The 18,523-nt window shown below is 68.6% G+C and carries 16 protein-coding genes; 9 read left to right on the forward strand and 7 right to left on the reverse strand.

All coding sequences use genetic code 11. The annotated features are described in order from the left end of the window. Positions 1-4 precede the first annotated feature (4 nt). A complete protein-coding gene (locus tag AC57B5_RS09010) occupies positions 5-907 on the reverse strand; it encodes an alpha/beta fold hydrolase (protein WP_496399317.1) in 903 nt (300 codons plus the stop codon). A gap of 133 nt (positions 908-1,040) precedes the next feature. Between AC57B5_RS09010 and AC57B5_RS09015 the strand changes: the two genes are divergently transcribed. Together AC57B5_RS09015 and AC57B5_RS09020 are read left to right on the forward strand one after the other, a co-directional pair. Next, a complete protein-coding gene (locus AC57B5_RS09015; protein ID WP_123693728.1) occupies positions 1,041-1,967 on the forward strand; it encodes a LysR family transcriptional regulator in 927 nt (308 codons plus the stop codon). Positions 1,968-2,087: 120 nt separating this feature from the next. Continuing rightward, positions 2,088-2,669 carry a peroxidase-related enzyme gene (locus AC57B5_RS09020; RefSeq protein WP_013801997.1) on the forward strand — a complete coding sequence of 194 codons (582 nt, stop codon included), beginning with the start codon at positions 2,088-2,090 and terminating at the stop codon, positions 2,667-2,669. Here AC57B5_RS09020 and AC57B5_RS09025 read toward each other — a convergent pair. Then, positions 2,638-4,131, reverse strand: coding sequence for an aminotransferase-like domain-containing protein (locus tag AC57B5_RS09025; RefSeq protein ID WP_496399318.1), 1,494 nt, complete (start codon positions 4,129-4,131; stop codon positions 2,638-2,640). The two genes, AC57B5_RS09020 and AC57B5_RS09025, sit on opposite strands and share 32 nt — an antisense overlap. 96 nt (positions 4,132-4,227) lie before the next feature. On the opposite strand from AC57B5_RS09025, the gene AC57B5_RS09030 reads away from it, so the two are divergent. After that, positions 4,228-5,022, forward strand: coding sequence for an arylamine N-acetyltransferase family protein (locus AC57B5_RS09030; protein WP_496399319.1), 795 nt, complete (start codon positions 4,228-4,230; stop codon positions 5,020-5,022). Positions 5,023-5,026: 4 nt separating this feature from the next. On the opposite strand, the gene AC57B5_RS09035 is transcribed toward AC57B5_RS09030, so the two are convergent. Beyond that, entirely contained in the window at positions 5,027-6,031 is a 1,005-nt protein-coding gene (locus tag AC57B5_RS09035; protein ID WP_012206091.1) for a LacI family DNA-binding transcriptional regulator, read from the reverse strand. A 229-nt stretch (positions 6,032-6,260) separates the two neighbouring features. Here AC57B5_RS09035 and AC57B5_RS09040 point away from each other — a divergent pair, with 229 nt between their 5' ends. Both AC57B5_RS09040 and AC57B5_RS09045 read left to right on the forward strand, forming a co-directional pair. Continuing rightward, entirely contained in the window at positions 6,261-7,229 is a 969-nt protein-coding gene (locus AC57B5_RS09040; protein ID WP_047216940.1) for a Bug family tripartite tricarboxylate transporter substrate binding protein, read from the forward strand. Positions 7,230-7,272: 43 nt separating this feature from the next. Beyond that, positions 7,273-8,430, forward strand: coding sequence for an L-talarate/galactarate dehydratase (locus AC57B5_RS09045; protein ID WP_496399320.1), 1,158 nt, complete (start codon positions 7,273-7,275; stop codon positions 8,428-8,430). A 6-nt stretch (positions 8,431-8,436) separates the two neighbouring features. On the opposite strand, the gene AC57B5_RS09050 is transcribed toward AC57B5_RS09045, so the two are convergent. From AC57B5_RS09050 to AC57B5_RS09060, 3 genes are read right to left on the reverse strand one after another with little or no spacing between them, the layout of a single operon-like run. Further along, positions 8,437-9,783, reverse strand: a complete 1,347-nt coding sequence (locus tag AC57B5_RS09050) for a sigma-54-dependent transcriptional regulator (RefSeq protein ID WP_043821568.1) — start codon at positions 9,781-9,783, stop codon at positions 8,437-8,439. Beyond that, positions 9,780-11,660: a sensor histidine kinase gene (locus AC57B5_RS09055; RefSeq protein ID WP_034394780.1), complete on the reverse strand. Its 1,881-nt coding sequence runs from the start codon at positions 11,658-11,660 to the stop codon at positions 9,780-9,782. The genes AC57B5_RS09050 and AC57B5_RS09055 overlap by 4 nt, the downstream gene beginning before the upstream one ends. Before the next feature lie 46 nt (positions 11,661-11,706). After that, positions 11,707-13,014: a dicarboxylate/amino acid:cation symporter gene (locus AC57B5_RS09060; protein WP_043821572.1), complete on the reverse strand. Its 1,308-nt coding sequence runs from the start codon at positions 13,012-13,014 to the stop codon at positions 11,707-11,709. A 549-nt stretch (positions 13,015-13,563) separates the two neighbouring features. Between AC57B5_RS09060 and AC57B5_RS09065 the strand changes: the two genes are divergently transcribed. Further along, the gene (locus AC57B5_RS09065) at positions 13,564-13,941 is read left to right on the forward strand and encodes a hypothetical protein (protein WP_202760158.1); all 378 of its coding nucleotides are present in this window, start codon (positions 13,564-13,566) and stop codon (positions 13,939-13,941) included. An 85-nt stretch (positions 13,942-14,026) separates the two neighbouring features. Here AC57B5_RS09065 and AC57B5_RS09070 read toward each other — a convergent pair whose 3' ends face one another. Beyond that, the gene (locus AC57B5_RS09070; RefSeq protein ID WP_496399321.1) at positions 14,027-15,601 is read right to left on the reverse strand and encodes a methyl-accepting chemotaxis protein; all 1,575 of its coding nucleotides are present in this window, start codon (positions 15,599-15,601) and stop codon (positions 14,027-14,029) included. 259 nt (positions 15,602-15,860) lie between these two features. Between AC57B5_RS09070 and AC57B5_RS09075 the strand changes: the two genes are divergently transcribed. The 3 genes from AC57B5_RS09075 to AC57B5_RS09085 are packed head-to-tail and all read left to right on the forward strand — an operon-like array spanning position 15,861 to position 18,504. Beyond that, complete coding sequence (locus AC57B5_RS09075) at positions 15,861-16,844, forward strand: MerR family transcriptional regulator (RefSeq protein ID WP_496399322.1); 984 nt, start codon at positions 15,861-15,863, stop codon at positions 16,842-16,844. After that, positions 16,805-17,437 (forward strand): lipocalin family protein, encoded by a 633-nt coding sequence (locus tag AC57B5_RS09080; protein ID WP_496399323.1) that lies wholly within the window; start codon positions 16,805-16,807, stop codon positions 17,435-17,437. The genes AC57B5_RS09075 and AC57B5_RS09080 overlap by 40 nt, the downstream gene beginning before the upstream one ends. Next, positions 17,434-18,504, forward strand: coding sequence for an NAD(P)/FAD-dependent oxidoreductase (locus AC57B5_RS09085; protein WP_496399324.1), 1,071 nt, complete (start codon positions 17,434-17,436; stop codon positions 18,502-18,504). Before AC57B5_RS09080 ends, AC57B5_RS09085 begins: the two co-directional genes overlap by 4 nt. The last annotated feature ends 19 nt before the right edge of the window (positions 18,505-18,523 follow it).

Below are 18,523 nucleotides of genomic sequence, written 5' to 3' on the forward strand. Positions count from 1 at the left end.
GCACTCACCCGGCCTGCAGCAGAAATGGCAGGGCCGCGTCCAGCAGTGCATTGGGCGCCTCCTCGGCGATGTAGTGCCCGCAGGCCAGCGGCCGGCCGCGCACATCGTCGGCCACGAGCTGCCACTCGCGCAGCGGATCGAAGCAGCGGTGCACCACGCCCTCCTCGCCCCAGAGCACCAGAAGCGGAATGGGCAGCCTGCGTCCCAACCGGCGGTCTTCGCGGTCATGCTCCAGATCGATGCCGGCCGATGCGCGGTAGTCCTCGCACATGCCGTGCGCGCTGCCCGGCAGCGCCAGGCAGCGCTGGTACTCGGCCAGCGCACGCGGGTCGAACGGCGCCAGGCCGGCGCTGCGGCGGCCCATGATCTCGCGCACATAGGCGGCGGGATCGGCCTCGATCAGGCGCTCGGGCAGCGGCGCGGGCTGGATGAGGAAGAACCAGTGCCAGTAGGCGCGCGCAAAGGCCTCGCCGGTCTGCTCGTACATGGCCAGCGTGGGCGCAATGTCCAGCAGCACCAGACGCTGCACGCTGGCGGGATAGTCCATGGCCAGCCGGTGCGCCACGCGCGCGCCCCGGTCATGCGCCAGCACGCTGAAATGCTCATGGCCCAGCCGCGCCATCAGCCGCAGCAGGTCGCGGGCCATGGTGCGCTTGCTGTAGTTGACATGCTCGGGGTCGCCGGCCGGGCGCGAGGAGTCGCCATAGCCGCGCAGGTCGGCCAGCACCAGGGTGAACTGCTGCGCCAGCCGGGGCGCGACGCGGTGCCAGATGGCGCTGGTCTGCGGGTGGCCGTGCACCAGCAGCAGTGCCGGCCCCTGGCCACCCACCCAGGCATTGATCTCCACCCCGTCATCGACCGTGATGCGCTGCTGGCGCAGGCCCGGCATCCATGGATCTGTGTGCATCCCGGAGATTCCTTCTACGTTGTTCATGACTGTCAGCCTGCCATGCTAATCAGTAAACCAGGCTGCATAAATAGCAAAATACTGCATTGATCCATCAGTTCAATTTACGAATCAACCATCCACCGCATCCACCATGGACGGCTTTTCCGACCTGCGTTTCTTCTCGCTGCTGATCCGCGAAGGCAGCCTGGCCGCTGCGGCCCAGCAGATGGGCGTGACACCGCCCGCCGTCAGCCGCCGCCTGTCCCTGCTGGAGCGGCGCCTGGGCGTGCGCCTGCTGCAGCGCACGACACGGCGCATCCACCTGACGCCCGAGGGCGAAGCCTACCTGCTGGACGGCGCGCGCATCCTGGCCGACCTGGAGGCCCTGGAGCGCAGCATCTCGGGCACGCGCGCCACGGCGCGCGGCCCGCTGTCCATTGCCTGCACGCTGGGGTTTGGCCGCCAGCGGCTGGCGCCCGCGCTGTCGGCCTTTGCGCGCGCCTATCCCGAGGTGCAGGTGCAACTGCAGCTGACGGACAGGCCCGTCAACCTGGTCGAGCAGGGCTTTGACGCCGTGGTGCGCTTTGGCGCCCTGCCCGACTCCGCCCTCACCGCCCGCCTGCTGCTGCCCAACCGCCGCGTGCTGTGCGCCGCGCCCTCCTACCTCAACGCCCATGGCGAGCCGCGCCAGCCCGCCGACCTGCAGGCCCACCGCTGCATCGTGATCCGCGAGAGCGACGAAACCTACGGCAGCTGGCGCCTGAGCCGGCGCACGCGCCAGGGCCTGAGCGAGCACAACATCAAGGTCAACGGCGTGATGAGCACCAACGACGGCGCTGCAGCCCTGACCTGGGCGCTGGACGGCCACGGCATCCTGCAGCGCTCGCTCTGGGACGTGGCCGCGCCGCTGGCCGCAGGCGCGCTGCGCGAGGTCCTGCCCCAATGGCAGCTGCCTGCGGCCGACATCTACCTGGTGCACGCCACGCGCAGCGAGATGTCGGCCAGGATCCGCGCGCTCACCGGCTTTCTGGGCGACTGGTTTGCACAACGGCCTGAGCCGGACATGGCGCCCGCCTGAGCCCGGGCGCAATCTGCAACCTCGGCGGCAGACAGGCTGTCATGCGCGTTCACCCCGCGCAGCGCAGGCCATGCGAACATGGCCCGCAACGACAACCACCACACCCAGGAGACAAGACACATGGCCACCGCCCGCTACCCCCAGCCCGAACTGTCCAGCCTGCCCGAGGACATCCGCACCCGCATCCTTGAAGTGCAGGAAAAGGCCGGTTTCATCCCCAACGTCTTCCTGGCCTTTGCGCGCCGCCCCGCCGAGTGGCGCGCCTTCTTCGCCTACCACGATGCCCTCATGCTCAAGGAAGAAGGCAGCCTGACCAAGGGCGAGCGCGAGATGATCGTCACCACCACCAGCGCGGCCAACCAGTGCCTGTACTGCGTGGTGGCCCACGGCGCCATCCTGCGCATCTACGAAAAGCAGCCCTACGTGGCCGACCAGGTGGCGGTCAACTACCGCAAGGCCGACATCAGCGCCCGCCAGCGCGCCATGCTGGACTTCGCCATGAAGGTCTGCGAACGCAGCCATGAAATCTGCGAGGCCGACTTCGAGGCGCTGTACCCGCATGGCTTCGACGACGAGGACATCTGGGACATCGCCGCCATCACCGCCTTCTTCGGTCTGTCCAACCGCATGGCCAGCTTTGCCGGCATGCAGCCCAATCCCGAGTTCTTCCTCATGGGGCGCGTGCCGCGCGAGAAGAAGTAGTCTGGCCGACCTGCGCCCCCTGGCGCGCCGCAGCACCCTCGACCAAACCCCGGCATATCTCCCCCACCTGCCCCACGGCCCCCAGCAGGCGCGGCGTGGGCTCGTTGGCGCAGTTCAGGCGCAGGTGGTTGGGCAGATCCGAGCGCGATGAGAACAGCGGGCCGGGGCTGACGCCAATGCCCAACTCCAGCGCGCGGCGGTGCACCTCCAGTGCATTCACCTGGCGCGGCAATTCCACCCACAGCAGAAAGCCCGCGCGCGGGGCCGAGACACGGGTGCCGGGCGGAAAGCTGGCCTCGACCCTGGCCGTGACGGCCTGCACCCCGGCCTGCACGCGGGACTTGAGACGGCGCAGGTGCCGGTCGTAGTCGCCGCTGGCCAGCACCTCGCTCACGGCAGCCTCCAGCAGCGGCGCACCGGCCCAGTCGCCCGCCAGGCGCACCTGCAGCACCTGGGCATGGAAGCGGCCCGCCGCAATCCAGCCCACGCGCCAGCCCGGCGCCAGGGTCTTGGACACGGAGCCGCAATACAGCACGTTGCCGCTGGCGTCGAAGGCCTTGCAGGCCGGCGGGCGCTGGCCGTCGCCTGCAAGGTCGCCATAGACATCGTCTTCGATCAAGGGAATGCCCGCCCGCTCCAGCAGCGCCACCAGGGCCTGCTTGCGCTCCACCGGCATGCTGGCGCCCAGCGGGTTCTGCACGGTGGGCGATGCCAGCACGGCAGCCGGCCGGTGGCGGGCAATGGCCTCGGCCAGCGGCTCCAGCAGCAGGCCTTCGCGGGGATCGGTGGCAATCTCCAGCGCCTTCAGGCCCAGGTCCTCCAGAAGCAGCAGGCTGCCGAAATAGGCGGGCCGCTCTACGGCCACGACATCGCCGGGCTTGCACACGGCGCGCAGGGCCAGCCGCACGGCCTGGGTGGCGCCGGCTGTCAGGACCAGGTCATCGGGGCCGAAGCGCGCACCCCATTGCGCGGCCCGGGCTGCGATCTGGCCGCGCAGGTCGGCACGGCCCGGCGGCATGCTGTAGGTCTGCCCGTGCGCGTCCAGGCGGCGCCCGGCGGTCTGCAGCGCGCGCTGCAGCCGGGCCGTGGGCAGCCAGGCCGGATCGGGCAATGCCGCACCCAGCGGGATCAGGCGCGTGTCGGGACTGCTGAACAGCGAGCGCGCCAGGGCCGACAGAGTCACGGGCACGGGGCGTGACGACGGGCGGGACGCCTGCAGCGCCGCGCCACCGGTTGCCTGCCGCACAAAGTAGCCCGAGCGCGGGCGCGCCACGATCAGGCCCTCGGCCTCCAGGCAGCGCAGCGCCTCCAATGCGGTGGGCAGGCTGACCTGCTCGCGCTCGGCCAGGCTGCGGGCGGAGATCAGCCTGTCGCCGGGGCGCAGTGCGCCACAGGCCAGCGTCTGGCGCAGGGCCTGGGCAATGCGGCGGTACTGGGGCAAGGGTTCGTTGGTGGTGGGCATGCCAATCTGTACAGGTCAGTTTTCTTGGATTCTGCTTATACAGGCATTGATGGCCCCGATTTATCGTTGCAGCCATCAAGCAACCCGAGGAAACCCATGCAAGCCAGCAATTTCGATCTCCAGGCCTACTTCCGCCGCATCGGCTTCAGTGCCGGGGACTCCGCCCAGGCGAATGCCGCCACCCTGCATGCGCTGATGCGCCAGCAGCTGTTTTCCGTGCCTTTCGAGAACCTGGACGTGCAGGCCGGCAAGATCGTCTCTCTGGTGCCCGAAGACATTGCGGGCAAGATCCTCGGCGGCGCCCGGGGCGGCTACTGCTATGAGGTGAACGGCCTGTTCGCCATGGCACTGCAGGCCCTGGGCATTGCCTACCGCTTTGTGGCGGCGCGGCCCATGTTCTATCCGGCCCGCCGCCCCCGCACCCACATAGCCCTGGTGGCCGAGGTCGAGGGACGGCGCTGGCTGTGCGACCTGGGCTTTGGCAGCTACGGCATACGCGCCCCCATGGCCCTGGACGAGCTGGATACCGAGGTCCGCCAGGACGGCGACACCTTCCGCCTGAGCCTGGACGACCAGGGCGAATACCTGCTGCAGGCCCGCGTGGACGGTGAATGGGCCAACCAGTACGCCTTCAACCTGTCGCCCCAGGAGTGGGTGGATTTCGCTCCTGCCAACTACCTGAACTCCACGCACCCGGACGCCATCTTTGTGCAAAAGCGGGTGGTGGTGCTGCACCAGCCGGCCGGCCGCATGATCCTGGTGGGCGACGCGCTCAAGACCATCACGGCCAGCGGCACCGAGACCAGGCAGCTGGCGCCTGATGAAATCCAGCACGCGCTGGGCAGCCTGTTCGGGCTGGCGACCGAGCGCCAGGCAGCTGCCGTGTGCTGACCCTCTAAGCTCGGCGGGTCGAATCCCGCTCGATCAGTTCGAACCCCAGGTCGAACGCCGAGCGCCCGGCACTGTGGCCCTTGCAGCGTGCCAGCACGAGTTCGGCGGCCAGGCGGCCTATGCCCGGCCCGTCCACATGCACGGTGGTCAGCGACGGCAGCAGATGGGCCGCGAAATCGGCATTGCCGAAGCCCGAGACGGCCAGGTCCACGGGCACGCGCAGGCCGCGCGCCTGGGCTTCCACCAAAATGCCGTGGGCCAGCATGTCCGAGCTGCAGACCACGGCCTGCAGATCAGGCTGCTGCGCCAGCAACTGGCCCAGCGCCTGCCGGCCCAGCTCCAGGCTGCCGGGCGCGGACACGGTGACCGTGGGCACCTCGCGGCCCCAGGCTGCGAGAAAGCCTTCGCGCCGCTGCTGGGCCCGGTGGTCGCTGCCTGTGGCCATGCCCACGCGCTGCAGGCCGCGCGAGAGGAAATAGCCGGCCAGCGCGCTGCCCACCTTCAGGTGGGAGAAGCCCACCACCATGTCCAGCGGCCGGTCGCTGAAGTCCCAGGTTTCCACCACGGGAATGCCGGTCCTGCGCAGCCGCTCGCGCGCCTTGTCGGACTGCACCAGGCCCATCATCACAATGCCGTCGGGCTGGCGCCCGATCATGGCGTTGAGTACCTCCTCCTCCCGCTGCTCGTCGTAGAAGGTCTGGCCCAGCAGCAGCTGATAGCCCTCCTGCGCCAGCGTGGCCGTCAATGACTGCACCGTGGGCAGGAATTGCGACACCGAAAGCGCAGGCACCACGCCCGCCACCATGCGGCTGCGCCTGGACTTGAGCCCCCCCGCCAGCAGGTTGGGGATATAGCCCGTGGCCTCCACGGCCTGGCGCACGCGCTCGCGCGTCTTCTCCGAAACGATGGAAGGATTGCCCAGGGCGCGCGAGGCCGTGATCAGCGAGACGCCGGCCGCCTCGGCCACGTCGTGCAGCGTGGCGGGCCTGGGTGGTGTGGGTGTGTTCATGGGCAAGCGCGATCGCGGGCTGGTATCGGGGACGGGCCTGAAGATAGCAGACCGTCCTCCACGCACGGGCGCCAGGCCTGCCCTGCATCGAAGAAATCATGATTGACAGCCAAAATGACAACGATATCATTTTGCTGAAAGCGCAAATCCTTGCATCTACAAATTGGCATCGGCGCTTTTTCATTTCTCCGGAAATGACAACGATGTCATTCACAAATCAGGAGACAAGATGAATCACATTCTTCGTGCCATGGCGCTGGCCCTGGCCGCGCTCGCTGCCTTTTCTGCATCGGCCCAGGCCTGGCCCGACAGGCCCGTCACCCTGGTCGTGCCCTTCCCTGCCGGCGGCTCCACCGACCAGGTCGCGCGCGCCGTGGCGCCCAGGCTGGGCGAGAAGCTCAGGCAGTCCTTCGTGGTGGAGAACAAGGCCGGCGCCACGGGCACCATCGGCGCAGCCTTCGTGCAGCGCGCGGCGGCGGACGGGCAGACCTTTCTCGTCACCTCGCTGGGCCCGCTGGTCATCGTGCCCCACCTGATCAAGAACCTGCCCTACGACGCCCTCAAGGACTTCGACCTGATCACCGTGGCCGTGCAGTCGCCCAACGTGCTGGTCGTGCCTGCCGCCTCGCCGCACAAAAGCGTGGCCGACGTGGTCGCCCACCTCAAGGCCCATCCGGGCAAGATGAGCTTTGCCTCGGCCGGCCACGGCTCCAGCGACCACCTGACGGCCGAACTGTTCTGGCAGCAGACGGGCACCCAGGGCGTGCACATCCCCTACAAGGGCGGCGCGCCCGCCCATGCCGACCTGATCGGCGGCCAGGTCGATGCCTCGTTCCAGAACATCAATGCCGTGATCCAGCACATCCGGGCCGGCAAGATGCGCGCCCTGGCCGTGACCAGCCCGCGCCGCTCGCCCGTGCTGCCGGACCTGCCCACGCTGGCCGAGGCCGGGGTGAAGAACGTGGAAGTCGCCTCCTGGCAGGCCATCGTCGCGCCCAAGGGCCTGCCGCCTGCGCTGCGCGACAAGGCGCATGCGGCCTTTGTCGAAGCGCTCAACGATCCCCGGGTGCGCGAGCAGTTCGTCTCCATCGGCTACGAGATGGTGGCCGGCACGCCCCAGCAGTTCGCCGAATTCCAGCGCCAGGAATACGCGCGCTGGAAGACGGTCATCGAGGCCGGAAAGATCAGCATCGACTGATGCCTGCCCCTGTCCTTTTTCCAACCACCGCACTCCCGCAGCCATGACTTCTTCCGCGCTTTCCGAAACCACCAGCCAGGACCGCATCCAGTGGATACGCCTGTCGTCCTGCTACCTCCCCCTGGCCCGGCCCATCAGCGATGCCAAGGTGCTCACGGGCCGCCAAAAGCCCATGACCGAGGTCGCCATGCTGTTCGCCGAGATCCAGACCCGCGACGGCCGCCGGGGCCTGGGCCTGAGCTACGCCAAGCGCGCAGGCGGCCCCGGCCAGTTCGCCCATGCCAGCGAGATCGCACCCCAGCTGCTGGGCGAAGACCCCAGCGACATCGCGCGGCTGTGGACGCGCATGTGCTGGGCCGGCGCCTCCGTGGGCCGCAGCGGGCTGGCCGTGCAGGCCATCGCGGCCTTTGACGTGGCGCTGTACGACATCAAGGCGCGCCGCGCGGGCCTGCCGCTGTCCAAGCTGCTGGGCTCGCAGCGCGAGTCCGTGCGCTGCTACAACACCTCGGGCGGCTTTCTGCACACGCCGCTCGATGAGCTCAAGCGCAACGCCAGCGCCTCGCTGGAGCGCGGCATTGGCGGCATCAAGCTCAAGGTGGGCCAGCCCGACTGCGCGCTGGACATACGGCGTGTGGAGGCCATGCGCGCCCACCTGGGCGATGCCGCGCCCATCATGGTCGATGCCAACCAACAATGGGACCGCCCCACGGCCCAGCGCATGTGCCGTGTCTTCGAGGAATTCAACCTGGTCTGGATCGAGGAGCCGCTGGACGCCTACGACCACGAAGGCCACGCCGCGCTGGCCGCGCGCTTCGACACGCCGATCGCCACCGGCGAGATGCTGACCAGCGCCGCCGAGCACGGCGATCTCATACGCCACCGCAGCGCCGACTTCCTCATGCCCGACGCGCCGCGCGTGGGCGGCATCACGCCCTTCCTGCAGATCGCGGCCCAGGCCGAACTGGCCCACCTGAGCCTGGCGCCCCACTTCGCCATGGAACTGCACGTGCACCTGGCCGCCACCTGCGCCAACGAGCCCTGGGTGGAACACTTCGACTGGCTGGAGCCGCTGTTCAACGAACGCCTGGAAATCGCCAATGGCCGCATGCTCGTGCCCACGCGCCCCGGCCTGGGACTGAGCCTGAGCGAACAGGCGCGGCGCTGGACGCGCGAAAGCGTGGAGTTCGGGGAGCGGGGTTGAGGGTGCCTATCCATCCAGCCCGTACTTGCGGATCTTGTCGTGCAGCGTGGTCTTGGGCATGGACAGGGCTTCGGCCGTGCGCGCCAGGCTGCCGGCGTGGCGGCGCAGGGCGTCGGCGATGAGGGCGCGCTCGAAGGCCTCGACAGCAGCGGACAGCGGCCGGGGGGCGGCGTCCTGCGCGGTGGTGCCGGCCGGCTGGCCGAAGGGGGGCGAGCCGGTCTCGATGCCCAGCACCGTGCGCTCGGCCACGTTGCGCAGCTCGCGCACGTTGCCGGGCCAGTCATAGCCCAGCAGTTGCTGCACGCGCGCCGTGGTCAGCTCGGGCACGGGCCGCTGGTGGCGCGCCGCGCCCTGCAGCGCGAAATGCTCGAACAGCAGCGGCACGTCTTCGCGCCGCTCGCGCAGCGGCGGCAGCGAGACGGTGGCTACGTTCAGGCGGTAGTAGAGGTCGGCGCGGAACAGGCCCTGCCTGCTGAGTTCGAGCAGATCGACCTTGGTGGCCGCGATCACGCGGCAGTCGATGGGGATCAGGGTGTTGGAGCCCAGGCGCTCCAGCACACGCTCCTGCAGCACGCGCAGCAGCTTGATCTGCATGGGCAGGGGCATGCTCTCGATCTCGTCCAGGAACAGCGTGCCGCCGCTGGCGTGCTCCAGCTTGCCGATGCGCTTCTTGCCCGCGCCGGTATAGGCGCCGGCCTCGCTGCCGAACATTTCGCTGTCGAACAGCGTATCGGGCAGGCCGCCGCAGTTGACAGCCACGAAGTTGCCCTCGCGCCGCGCGCTGGCTTCGTGCAGGCAGCGCGCCACCAGTTCCTTGCCCGTGCCGGTCTCGCCCTGGATCAGCACATCGGCCGCGCTCTGCGCCAGCCCCGTGAGCATCTGGCGCAGCTGGCGCATGTTGGGCGCGCGGCCTATCAGCCGGTGCTCCAGGCTGTCGCGCTGGTCCAGCTGCTGGCGCAGCGCCCGCACTTCCAGCACCAGGCGGCGGCGCTCCAGGGCGCGGCGCACGGCGCCGACCAGGGTTTCGGGGGCGAAGGGTTTCTGGATGAAGTCCTGGGCGCCGTCCTTCATGGCCTGCACGGCCATGGAGATGTCGCCGTGGCCGGTGATCAGCACCACGGGCAGTTCCGGGTCCATGGCCACCAGTTCGCGCAGAAAGGCCATGCCGTCCATGCGCGGCAGGCGGATGTCGCTGACCACGATGCCCGCGAAGTCGCGCGACAGGCGCCGGCGCGCCTGCTCGGCGCTGCCCACGCTTTCGCAGGCGATGCCTTCGAGCTGCAGCGCCTGCTCGCAGCCGAGCACGATGTCGGGGTCATCCTCGATGATCAGGACTTTGAGGGCGTCGGTCATGGTGTGTCGGCAGAAGGTGTGGAGGGTGCCAGGGCCAGGCTCAGCGTGAAGACGGCGCCGCCGCCCGGATGGTTGCTGCCCGTCAGCGTGCCGCCGCATTCACGCACGATGCCGGCCGACAGCGCCAGCCCCAGGCCCAGGCCCACGCCCTCTTCCTTGGTGGTGAAGAACGGCTGGAACAGATGGGCCTGCGCCGCTTCGCTTAGGCCCGGGCCGTGGTCGCGCACGGTGACCTGGGCGCGGCCATCGGCCACGGCGCAGGCCAGCTCCAGGCAGGGCGCGGGCTGGCCGCGCATGGCGTCCAGGGAGTTGTTGATCAGGTTGATCAGCACCTGCTCGATGCGGTTGCGGTCGCACCAGGCCACGGCCTCGGGCACGCCGTCATCGCGCAGGATGCGGGCGCCGGTCTCGGCCACGCGCGACTCCAGCACGGCCAGCGCATTGTCCAGCGCATGCGCCAGCGGCACGGCCTGGCTGGCGCCGCTGGACTTGCGCGCGAAGTTGCGCAGCTGGCCCGTGATGCGGCCCATGCGGTCGGCCAGCTGCGCCATGCGCTCCAGGTTCACGCGCGTGGTTTCGGTATCGCCGCGCTCCAGAAAGCGCTGGCTGTTGCCGGCCAGGGTGCGCAGCGCCGTCAGCGGCTGGTTGAGTTCATGGGCGACGCCCGTGGACAGCTGGCCTATCACGGCCAGCTTGCCGGCCTGCACCAGTTCGTCCTGGGCGGCGCGCAGCGTGGCCTCGGCGTGGGTGCGCTCGGCCACCTCGGCCTGCAGCGCCTCGTTGGCGGCCGACAGGTCGGCCGTGCGCTGCTCCACCTTGCGCTCGAGCTCGTCGTGCGCGGCCTGCAGCGCCTCGCGCGCGGCCAGCCGGTCGCGCAGGTGGCGGCGGCGCTCGTTGACCATCATGGCCAGCAGCAGCACAAAGGCCGCGCCCACGGCCGCGGCCAGCGCGCGGCTCTGGGCCAGCTGGTCGACCTGCTCCAGGTGCGAGAGCACGGTGATCGTCCAGGGCGTGCCCGGCAGCTGGCGCGACTGGGCCAGGAAGCGGCCGCTGACCGGGTAGACCGAGCCTGGCGATTCCTCGCCATGGCGGGCAATGCGCACCAGGCGCGCGCCCTGGCCCAGGTCGCGCAGCACCTGCAGGCCCAGCGGCTCCAGCGCGCGGCGGTTGTACTGGCGCGTGTGGTCGAAGGCGGCGCGCGTGCCCTCGTCCAGCGTGCGCAGGGTGGTGAACTTCCAGTCGGAGACCGTGCCCAGGATGACGACGCCGTTCTCGTCGCCCACCAGCACAGGCGCCTCCACCGTGGACCACGACTGCTCCAGCTGGTCCAGGCTGACCTTGACCACGGCCACGCCCAGCGTGTGGGTGTCGTCGCCCAGGGTGGAGGCCAGGTAGTAGCCGGGCTCGCCGCGCGTGGTGCCTATGCCGAAGAAGCGCGCGCTGCCCGTGGCCATGGCCGTGCGGTAGTAGGGGCGAAAGCTCAGGTCCTCGCCCATGTAGCTGTCGGTGCGCCGCCAGTTGCTGGAGGCCACGACGTGGCCGCGCGCATCGACCAGGTAGGCGGTCAGCGTGCCCGCGCGGTCGTTGAGCTGCTCCAGGTAGGCGTTGACGCGATTGGTGAGCTGCTCGTCGCCGGGCTCGGCCAGCAGCCTTTGCACATTGCCTTCCAGTGCCAGCACGTCGGGCAGGAAGGCGTATTTGCCGATCTCGCGCTGCAGGCTGGCGCCGTACAGCTCCAGCCGGTGCATGCCCGTGGCACGCAGATCGGCGATGCCCAGCCGCTGCGCCAGCAGGTACGCACCCCAGCCGCTCAGCCCGCTCAGGGCAAGCCACAGCAAAAGCAGGATGAGCTGGCGCAGGGGGCGGCGGGCGGGCATGGTGAAGGCACCGATGTTATCAGTGCCCCCCAGCGCCGCCTGGGCCTCAGGCCGAGACAGCGGGCCGCCCTTGCTCGGAATGGTCCGTGGGCAGCAGGGACTCGTCGTCATCCGTGGCCGCGGTCGGATCGACGGCGCCTTCCCACTTGGCCACCACGGCCGTGGCGATCGCATTGCCCAGCACATTGGTCAGGGTGCGGCCCATGTCCAGGAAATGGTCGATGCCCAGGATCAGCAGGATGCCCGCCTCGGGCAGGCCGAACATGGGCAGCACGGCGGCCACCACCACCAGCGAGGCGCGCGGCACGCCGGCAATGCCTTTGCTGGAGACCATCAGCACCAGCAGCATGGTGATCTGGGCCGTCAGCGTCATGTCGATGCCGTAGGCCTGGGCGATGAAGATGGCCAGGAAGGTGGTGTAGACCATCGAGCCGTCCAGGTTGAACGAGTAGCCCAGCGGCAGCACGAAGCCGATGATGCGCGGCTTGATGCCGAACTTCTCCAGCTGCTCCATCAGCTTGGGATAGGTCGATTCGCTGCTGGCCGTGGAAAAGCCCACCAGCAGCGGGCCGCGGATCAGGTTCAGCAGGCGGAAGATGTCACGGCCCAGCACGCAGTAGCCGGCCACGATCAGCAGCACCCACAGCGTGGCCAGGGCCAGGTAGAAGCACAGCATGAACTTGCCGAACACCGACAGCATGCCCAGGCCATGGATGGTGATGGTGCCGGCCACGGCGCCGAACACGCCCACGGGGGCGAAGCGCATCACGTAGTCGGTGACCTTGAGCATGATGTGGACCACTTCGTCCATCAGGCCCACCATGGAACGCGCGGCCTGGTTGTGCAGGTTGCCCAGCGCAATGCCGAAGAACAGCGCGAACACCAGGATCTGCAGCACCTCGTTGGTCGCCATGGCCTCGAAGATGTTCTTGGGGAACACGTGGGCGATGAAGTCCTTGAGGTTCAGCGCCGAGGTCTTGAGGTTCAGGCCCTCGGCCGACGACGGCAGGGCCACGCTCAGGCCATGGCCGGGCTGCAGCACGTTCGCATAGATCAGGCCGATGGCCAGCGAGCAGAACGAGGCCACGATGAACCAGCCCAGCGCGCGGCCGCCGATGCGGCCCACGGCCTTGGCGTCGCCCATGTTGGCCAGGCCCGACACCAGGGTGGCGAACACCAGGGGCGCGATGATCATCTTGATCATGCGCAGGAAGACATCGGTGAGGATGCCGAAGTAGCTGGCGATTTCCTTGGCGGCCTCGGGCGTGGGTGCGTAGCTGTTGCAGGCATAGCCCACCAGCACGCCGAGGACCATGGCCACGAGCACCATGGTGGTCAAGCGGTTGAATTTCATGCGGATTTTTTCGTTGGACGTATTTCGGTCTTGCAAGCGAGCCCGGCCACCACGGCTGCCGGCCACGGGCCGGATGCCACAGCGAAGACGGGCTTGTCTCCCTGCATACACAACCACGATGCACGTGGCCTGCGCCTGACAGTGCACAGACCGTGCCAGCCGCATCCGGCACCTGCACCCCGCGCTAACTGCTTGATTCGCCTATATCGACCTTACTTTTATGCATAAGGTGGCACGGAAATCCGAACGATGGAACGCCTGCGTCGTTCGGAAAACCGGATAGCCGGGCCTGCCGCCTCCGGCCCTCCCGGCCGGCGCTATCATCCGCACCGGCCTCCTGTCACGGGGCCGGTGCTTCAAAACACCTCCATCACACAGCGGCACAACCTCTTCGAAAGCGAGGTCTGTCAATGCAATTCACGGATCAATGCAATCGCAAAGGCCAGTGAATTCGCTTTGCAATGGAGCATCAAGCATGAACGCCGTTTTCCTCGCACTCGCCTGCGCGCCCTCTGCTGGCGCCGCCCCTTCCCCACGGAGGGCCAAGGCATGAACCCCACCACCCAGCCCACTCCCGCCACGGACAGCCACAGCACCCGTCAACTGTCCAATGCCCTCACCCAGGTGGACCATCTCGTGCAGCAAGGCTGTGCAGAAATCTCCGCCATCGCCCAGCTGGCCCTGGCATGGCTGGAGACGCCCAAGGGCCATCGCCACATGGATGTGGTGGCCCGCGCCCTGCAAAGCATCCGCGACAGCGCCGAGACGCTGGCCGACTACGCCGGCACCGAGGCTCAGGCCATGGGCTGCGGGTTTGAAGACGCGGCCGAGATGCGCCGCGCGGAAGCGGCCGAGACAGCCGCCAAAGCCATGGCACAACTGTTTGAACGCCGGCCGATGTCCGGGCAGGACGGCAGCAGCAGCTGATGCTCCGGCGTCTGTAGAGGGGCCCGCTCTCCCAGGGTCCCGCACCGTGTCTTCACCGGTGCGTCAACCCTGCGCCAACCCTGCCTCAACCCTGCGCCTGGGGCCCCAGGCGAAAAACGCTCACGGACTGCACAAGGTCATGCGCCTGCTGGCGCAGGCTCGTGGCTGCCGCCGCCATTTCCTCCACCAGGGCCGCGTTTTGCTGCGTCGCCTGGTCCATCTGCATGACCGCCTCGCCCACCTGCGCAACGCCGCTGCGTTGTTCGGCGGAAGCCGCGCTGATCTCGCCCATGAGGTCGGTGACGCTGCGTATGCTCGTCACCACTTCAGCCATGGTGCCCCCCGCACGGTCGGCCAGCACAGAGCCCTGTTCGACCCGCTCGACGCTGTCGGAGATCAGGGCCTTGATCTCCTTGGCCGCCGCTGCGCTGCGGCCGGCCAGGCTGCGGACCTCGGAGGCCACCACAGCGAAGCCACGGCCCTGTTCTCCGGCACGCGCAGCCTCCACCGCAGCGTTCAGCGCCAGGATGTTGGTCTGGAACGCGATGCCGTCGATGACGTTGATGATGTCGGCGATGCGGCGCGAACTTTCACTGATGCCCTTCATCGTGTCCACGACCTGGGTGACCACCTCGCCCGCCTGCCCGGCCACGCCGCTGGCCCGCTGCGCGAGCGCGTTGGCCTTGCCCGCGCCATCCGCGTTCTGGGTCACGGTGGCTCCGAGCTGCTCCATGGAGGCCGCCGTCTGTTCAAGCGCGCTGGCCTGGCTCTCGGTCCGCGAGGACAGGTCGGTGTTGCCCTGGGCAATCTGCGTGCTTGCACTTGCCACGGATTCGCTGCCGCTGCGCACGACGGCCACGACCTGCGATAGCGCATCACTCATATCGCCGAGGCTGCGCAGCAGGGTCCCCACTTCATCGTGGGTGGTGGCCTCCACCCGCTGCGTCAGATCCCCGCATGCCACCGCGCGCGCCACCTGGATGGCCCGGCCGATGGGGCCGGTGATGGAGCGCGTGACCCAGGTACCCAGCAGAGCGGCCAGCACGACGGCCACCAGCGCGCCGCCCAGCTCGAACGCCAGCGTCATTGCCGCCAGCGACTCGGTGCGCGTCAGGCGCTCGGCCATGAGCTGCTCCTCCTCACGCACCAAGTCCGCCTGCAGTGCGCGCAGCCCATCCATGGCCGCCTTCTCGCGCCCCAGGGAGAACTCGCGGACCAGATCCTCGACCGTCGCCGTGCCATCCTGAACTTGCCGCCGCAGAGCCTGCAGCGGCTGCACCGCCTGCACGAATTCACGGTGGCGCAGCCGGATACCGTCGAGGCGGCGCTGCTGGGCGGGGTTGTCCTCGGTCAGGCGTACGGCCTCCTGCCAGGAGGCCTCGAACTCCTTGAGTCCTTCATCCCAGGGGGCCAGAAAACGGGAGTCACCCGACAGGAGATAGCCCCGCGAGGCCGTCTCCATGTTGACCATGCCCGTGAGCATGCGCTGTCCCTGGGACATGACCTTGAAGGTGTGCTCGTTCCATTGCTGGGCCTCCTTGAGCCGGGACTGACTGCTCACGGCCAGCGCGATGACAAGAAGAAAAGTGGCGATGACGCATGCGAAGGCAGCTGCGAGACGGCGGGCCAGTGGCCAGTTGGACAAATTCATGATGATCATCGGTACGAACTGCGTGGCCGGAAAGACTGCACAAGGGCGCGGCGATCGTGGTGTGAAGCCTCGCCTGCGCCTGGGGCCGTCATCTCCTGGCCGGGATCTACAAAGCACTCGCGCCAGCGGCTGCCGGGTGGCGGCCAGCGGGTCTGCGTTTTGTTTCTCTATGTAATATATTGGACAAAACATATTTTTGTCCTAGACAATTCGCAAAATCCCTCAAAACATCCCGGCCATGACCGGACGTTTTGTCCCCTTCAGATCAATGACGCCACTTTCTGCCCCCCTGCCTTTGGCGCCTGGCCCCGGGCTGCCCATCTCGGCCGTCGAACGCGAGACCGGACTTGCCAAGGACACCCTGCGTGTCTGGGAAAGACGCTACGGCTTTCCAAGGCCTGAACGGGATTCGGCAGGCGATCGCCGCTACCCGGCAGACCAGGTTCGACAACTGACCCTGATCCGGCGGCTCATGGATACGGGGCTGCGCCCCAGCAAGCTGATGGGCGTGGATCTGGACGGCCTGCAGGCGCTGCTGGCACGCGCCGACACCTCGCCGGGCAAGAATTTGTCCAGGACAAATCCAGAGAATGCAGCGGACTCTGACCGCTTCGCCCCCATGCTCAACGCCATTGCCGCCCATGATCCCGCCCAGCTCAGGCATTGCCTGAGCCTGGCCCAGTCGCGCATGGGCCTGGCCGGTTTCGTGATCACGCTCGTGGCCCCGCTGACCACGGCGGTCGGCGATTTCTGGGCACAGGGGCGTTTTGAAGTGTTCGAAGAGCACCTGTACACCGAGGTGCTCACCGGCGTCCTGAGGCAGGCGATCGCCTCGCTCGCCCCTCCTTCCCCGCCGCCCGCGCCCAAGGTGTTGCTGACCACGCTGCCGCAGGAGATGCATGGACTTGGGCTGCTCATGGTCGAAGCCCTGCTGGCCCTGGAAGGCTGCAACTGCGTATCGCTGGGCACCCAGACGCCCATCGGCGACGTGGCACAGGCCGCGCGGGCGCATCGCGCCGACATCGTGGGGCTGAGCTTCAGCAGCGCACACAACGGAGCGATGGCGCAGGCTTGCCTGGGCGAGCTGCGCAGCCACCTGCCGCCGTCGATCGAGTTGTGGGCCGGTGGAGCATGCCCGGCGCTTTATTCCAGCCCGGTCGCGGGCATGACGCCGGTGCGCCATCTCACGGATCTGCCACCGCTGGTCGCCCGATGGCGGCAGGCGACAAGAACATCAAGGACATACGCATGAACTTTCCCGCCCCCCGCCCTGTCTTCACCGCCAGGCGGCGCACCCTGCTGGCAACGGCCCTTGGCGCCGGCCTGCTGGCAAGCGGTTGCGCCAGCATGCGCCCGCCCGGCTCGGTCACGCCCGTCTCACCGTTCGATCTGCAGCGCTACCAGGGCCTGTGGTACGAACTGGCACGGCTGGACCATGGTTTCGAGCGGGGCATGACCGATGTGAGCGCCGAGTACACGCCGCAGGCAGACGGCAGCGTGAAGGTGGTGAACCGGGGGTTTTCCGTGCCCCGGGGCCAGTGGCAGCGCGCCGTCGGCAAGGCCCTGTTCACGGGCAAGCCGGACACGGCTTCGCTCAAGGTCTCCTTCTTCGGCCCGTTCTACGGCGGCTACCATGTGGCCGCCCTGGACCCTGACTACCGCTGGGCGCTGGTCCTCGGGCCGGACACGCAGTACTGCTGGATACTGGCCAGAGAGCCGAAACTGCCCCCGCAGACGCTGCAATCCATCGTCGCCAAGGCCGCGGAACTGGGCGTCGATACCGGCGCGCTGATCTGGGTCAGCCATGAGCGCCACCAGGAAGCGCACAGCCAGGAGGCCTTGTGAACGGCGCGCCCCCCGTCGCGGTGATCGGCGCGGGAATGGCGGGTTTGGCATGTGCACAGCTGCTGGCCGAGGCTGGCTGCCGCGTGGATATCTTCGAGAAAAGCCGAGGCCCATCCGGGCGCATGAGCACGCGGCGCGCGCAGGATCCGCAGGGTGCGTGGCAGTGCGATCACGGCGCGCCATCGTTTGCGGCCCAGGACCCGGAGTTTGTGCAGGAGGTGCGCCAGTGGGAGCAGCACGGCGTTGTCGCCACCTGGCGTCCGCGCGCAGTGCGCCTGCAGGGCACACACGTGGTGCCAGCAGATGCAGGCCCCGACCGCTGGGTGGGCGTGCCGCGCATGACCTCTCCCGCAGCGTTTCTTGTCCAGCGGCTTGCACAACAGGGGCATGGCGCACGGCTGCACCTGCAAACCACGGTTCAGCAGTTGCAGTACGAATCTGCCTGCTGGACTGTGCACTGTGCCGAACACGGGCAGATCGGATCGGAATACTGCGCCCTGGTTTTGGCAGTGCCTGCACCGCAGGCGGCAGCCTTGCTGGAGCCGGTCTCGCCCTATGCGTCGGCACTGGCTGCCAGCGCGCGCATGCAGCCTTGCTGGGTGGCCATGCTGCGCACCGACGCCCCCCTGCCGCTGGACTGGGATGCGGCAGAAATCACGGATGGCCCGCTGTGCTGGGTGGCACGCGACAGCGCCAAGCCAGGGCGGCAGGGGCCGCAAGTGCTGCAAGGACCTCAGACCTGGGTGCTGCATGCCAGTGCGCGGTGGAGCCAGGATCACATCGAGTCGGACGCCGAATCCGTGGCCCGGCAACTGCTGCAGGCATTCGAGGCCCTGGCCGGCCCACTGTCCGGCTCTCTGTCCGGCTCTCTGCCAGGCGGCCTGCGCGTCACAGCCCACCGCTGGCGCTATGCGCTGCCGGCACCGCACCTGGTCAACCGCTGCTGGTGGGACGCGCCTGCGGGCCTGGGCCTGTGCGGCGACTGGATGTGCGGCGCAGGCGTCGAAGGCGCCTGGCTCAGCGGACGGGCGCTGGCCCGGCGCGCCCTGGCCACGCTGACGCGCTGAACCACAGGAACGCCCGCAC

The sequence above is a fragment of the Delftia sp. BGA-UO-ETr-SB1 genome (genome assembly GCF_059567865.1).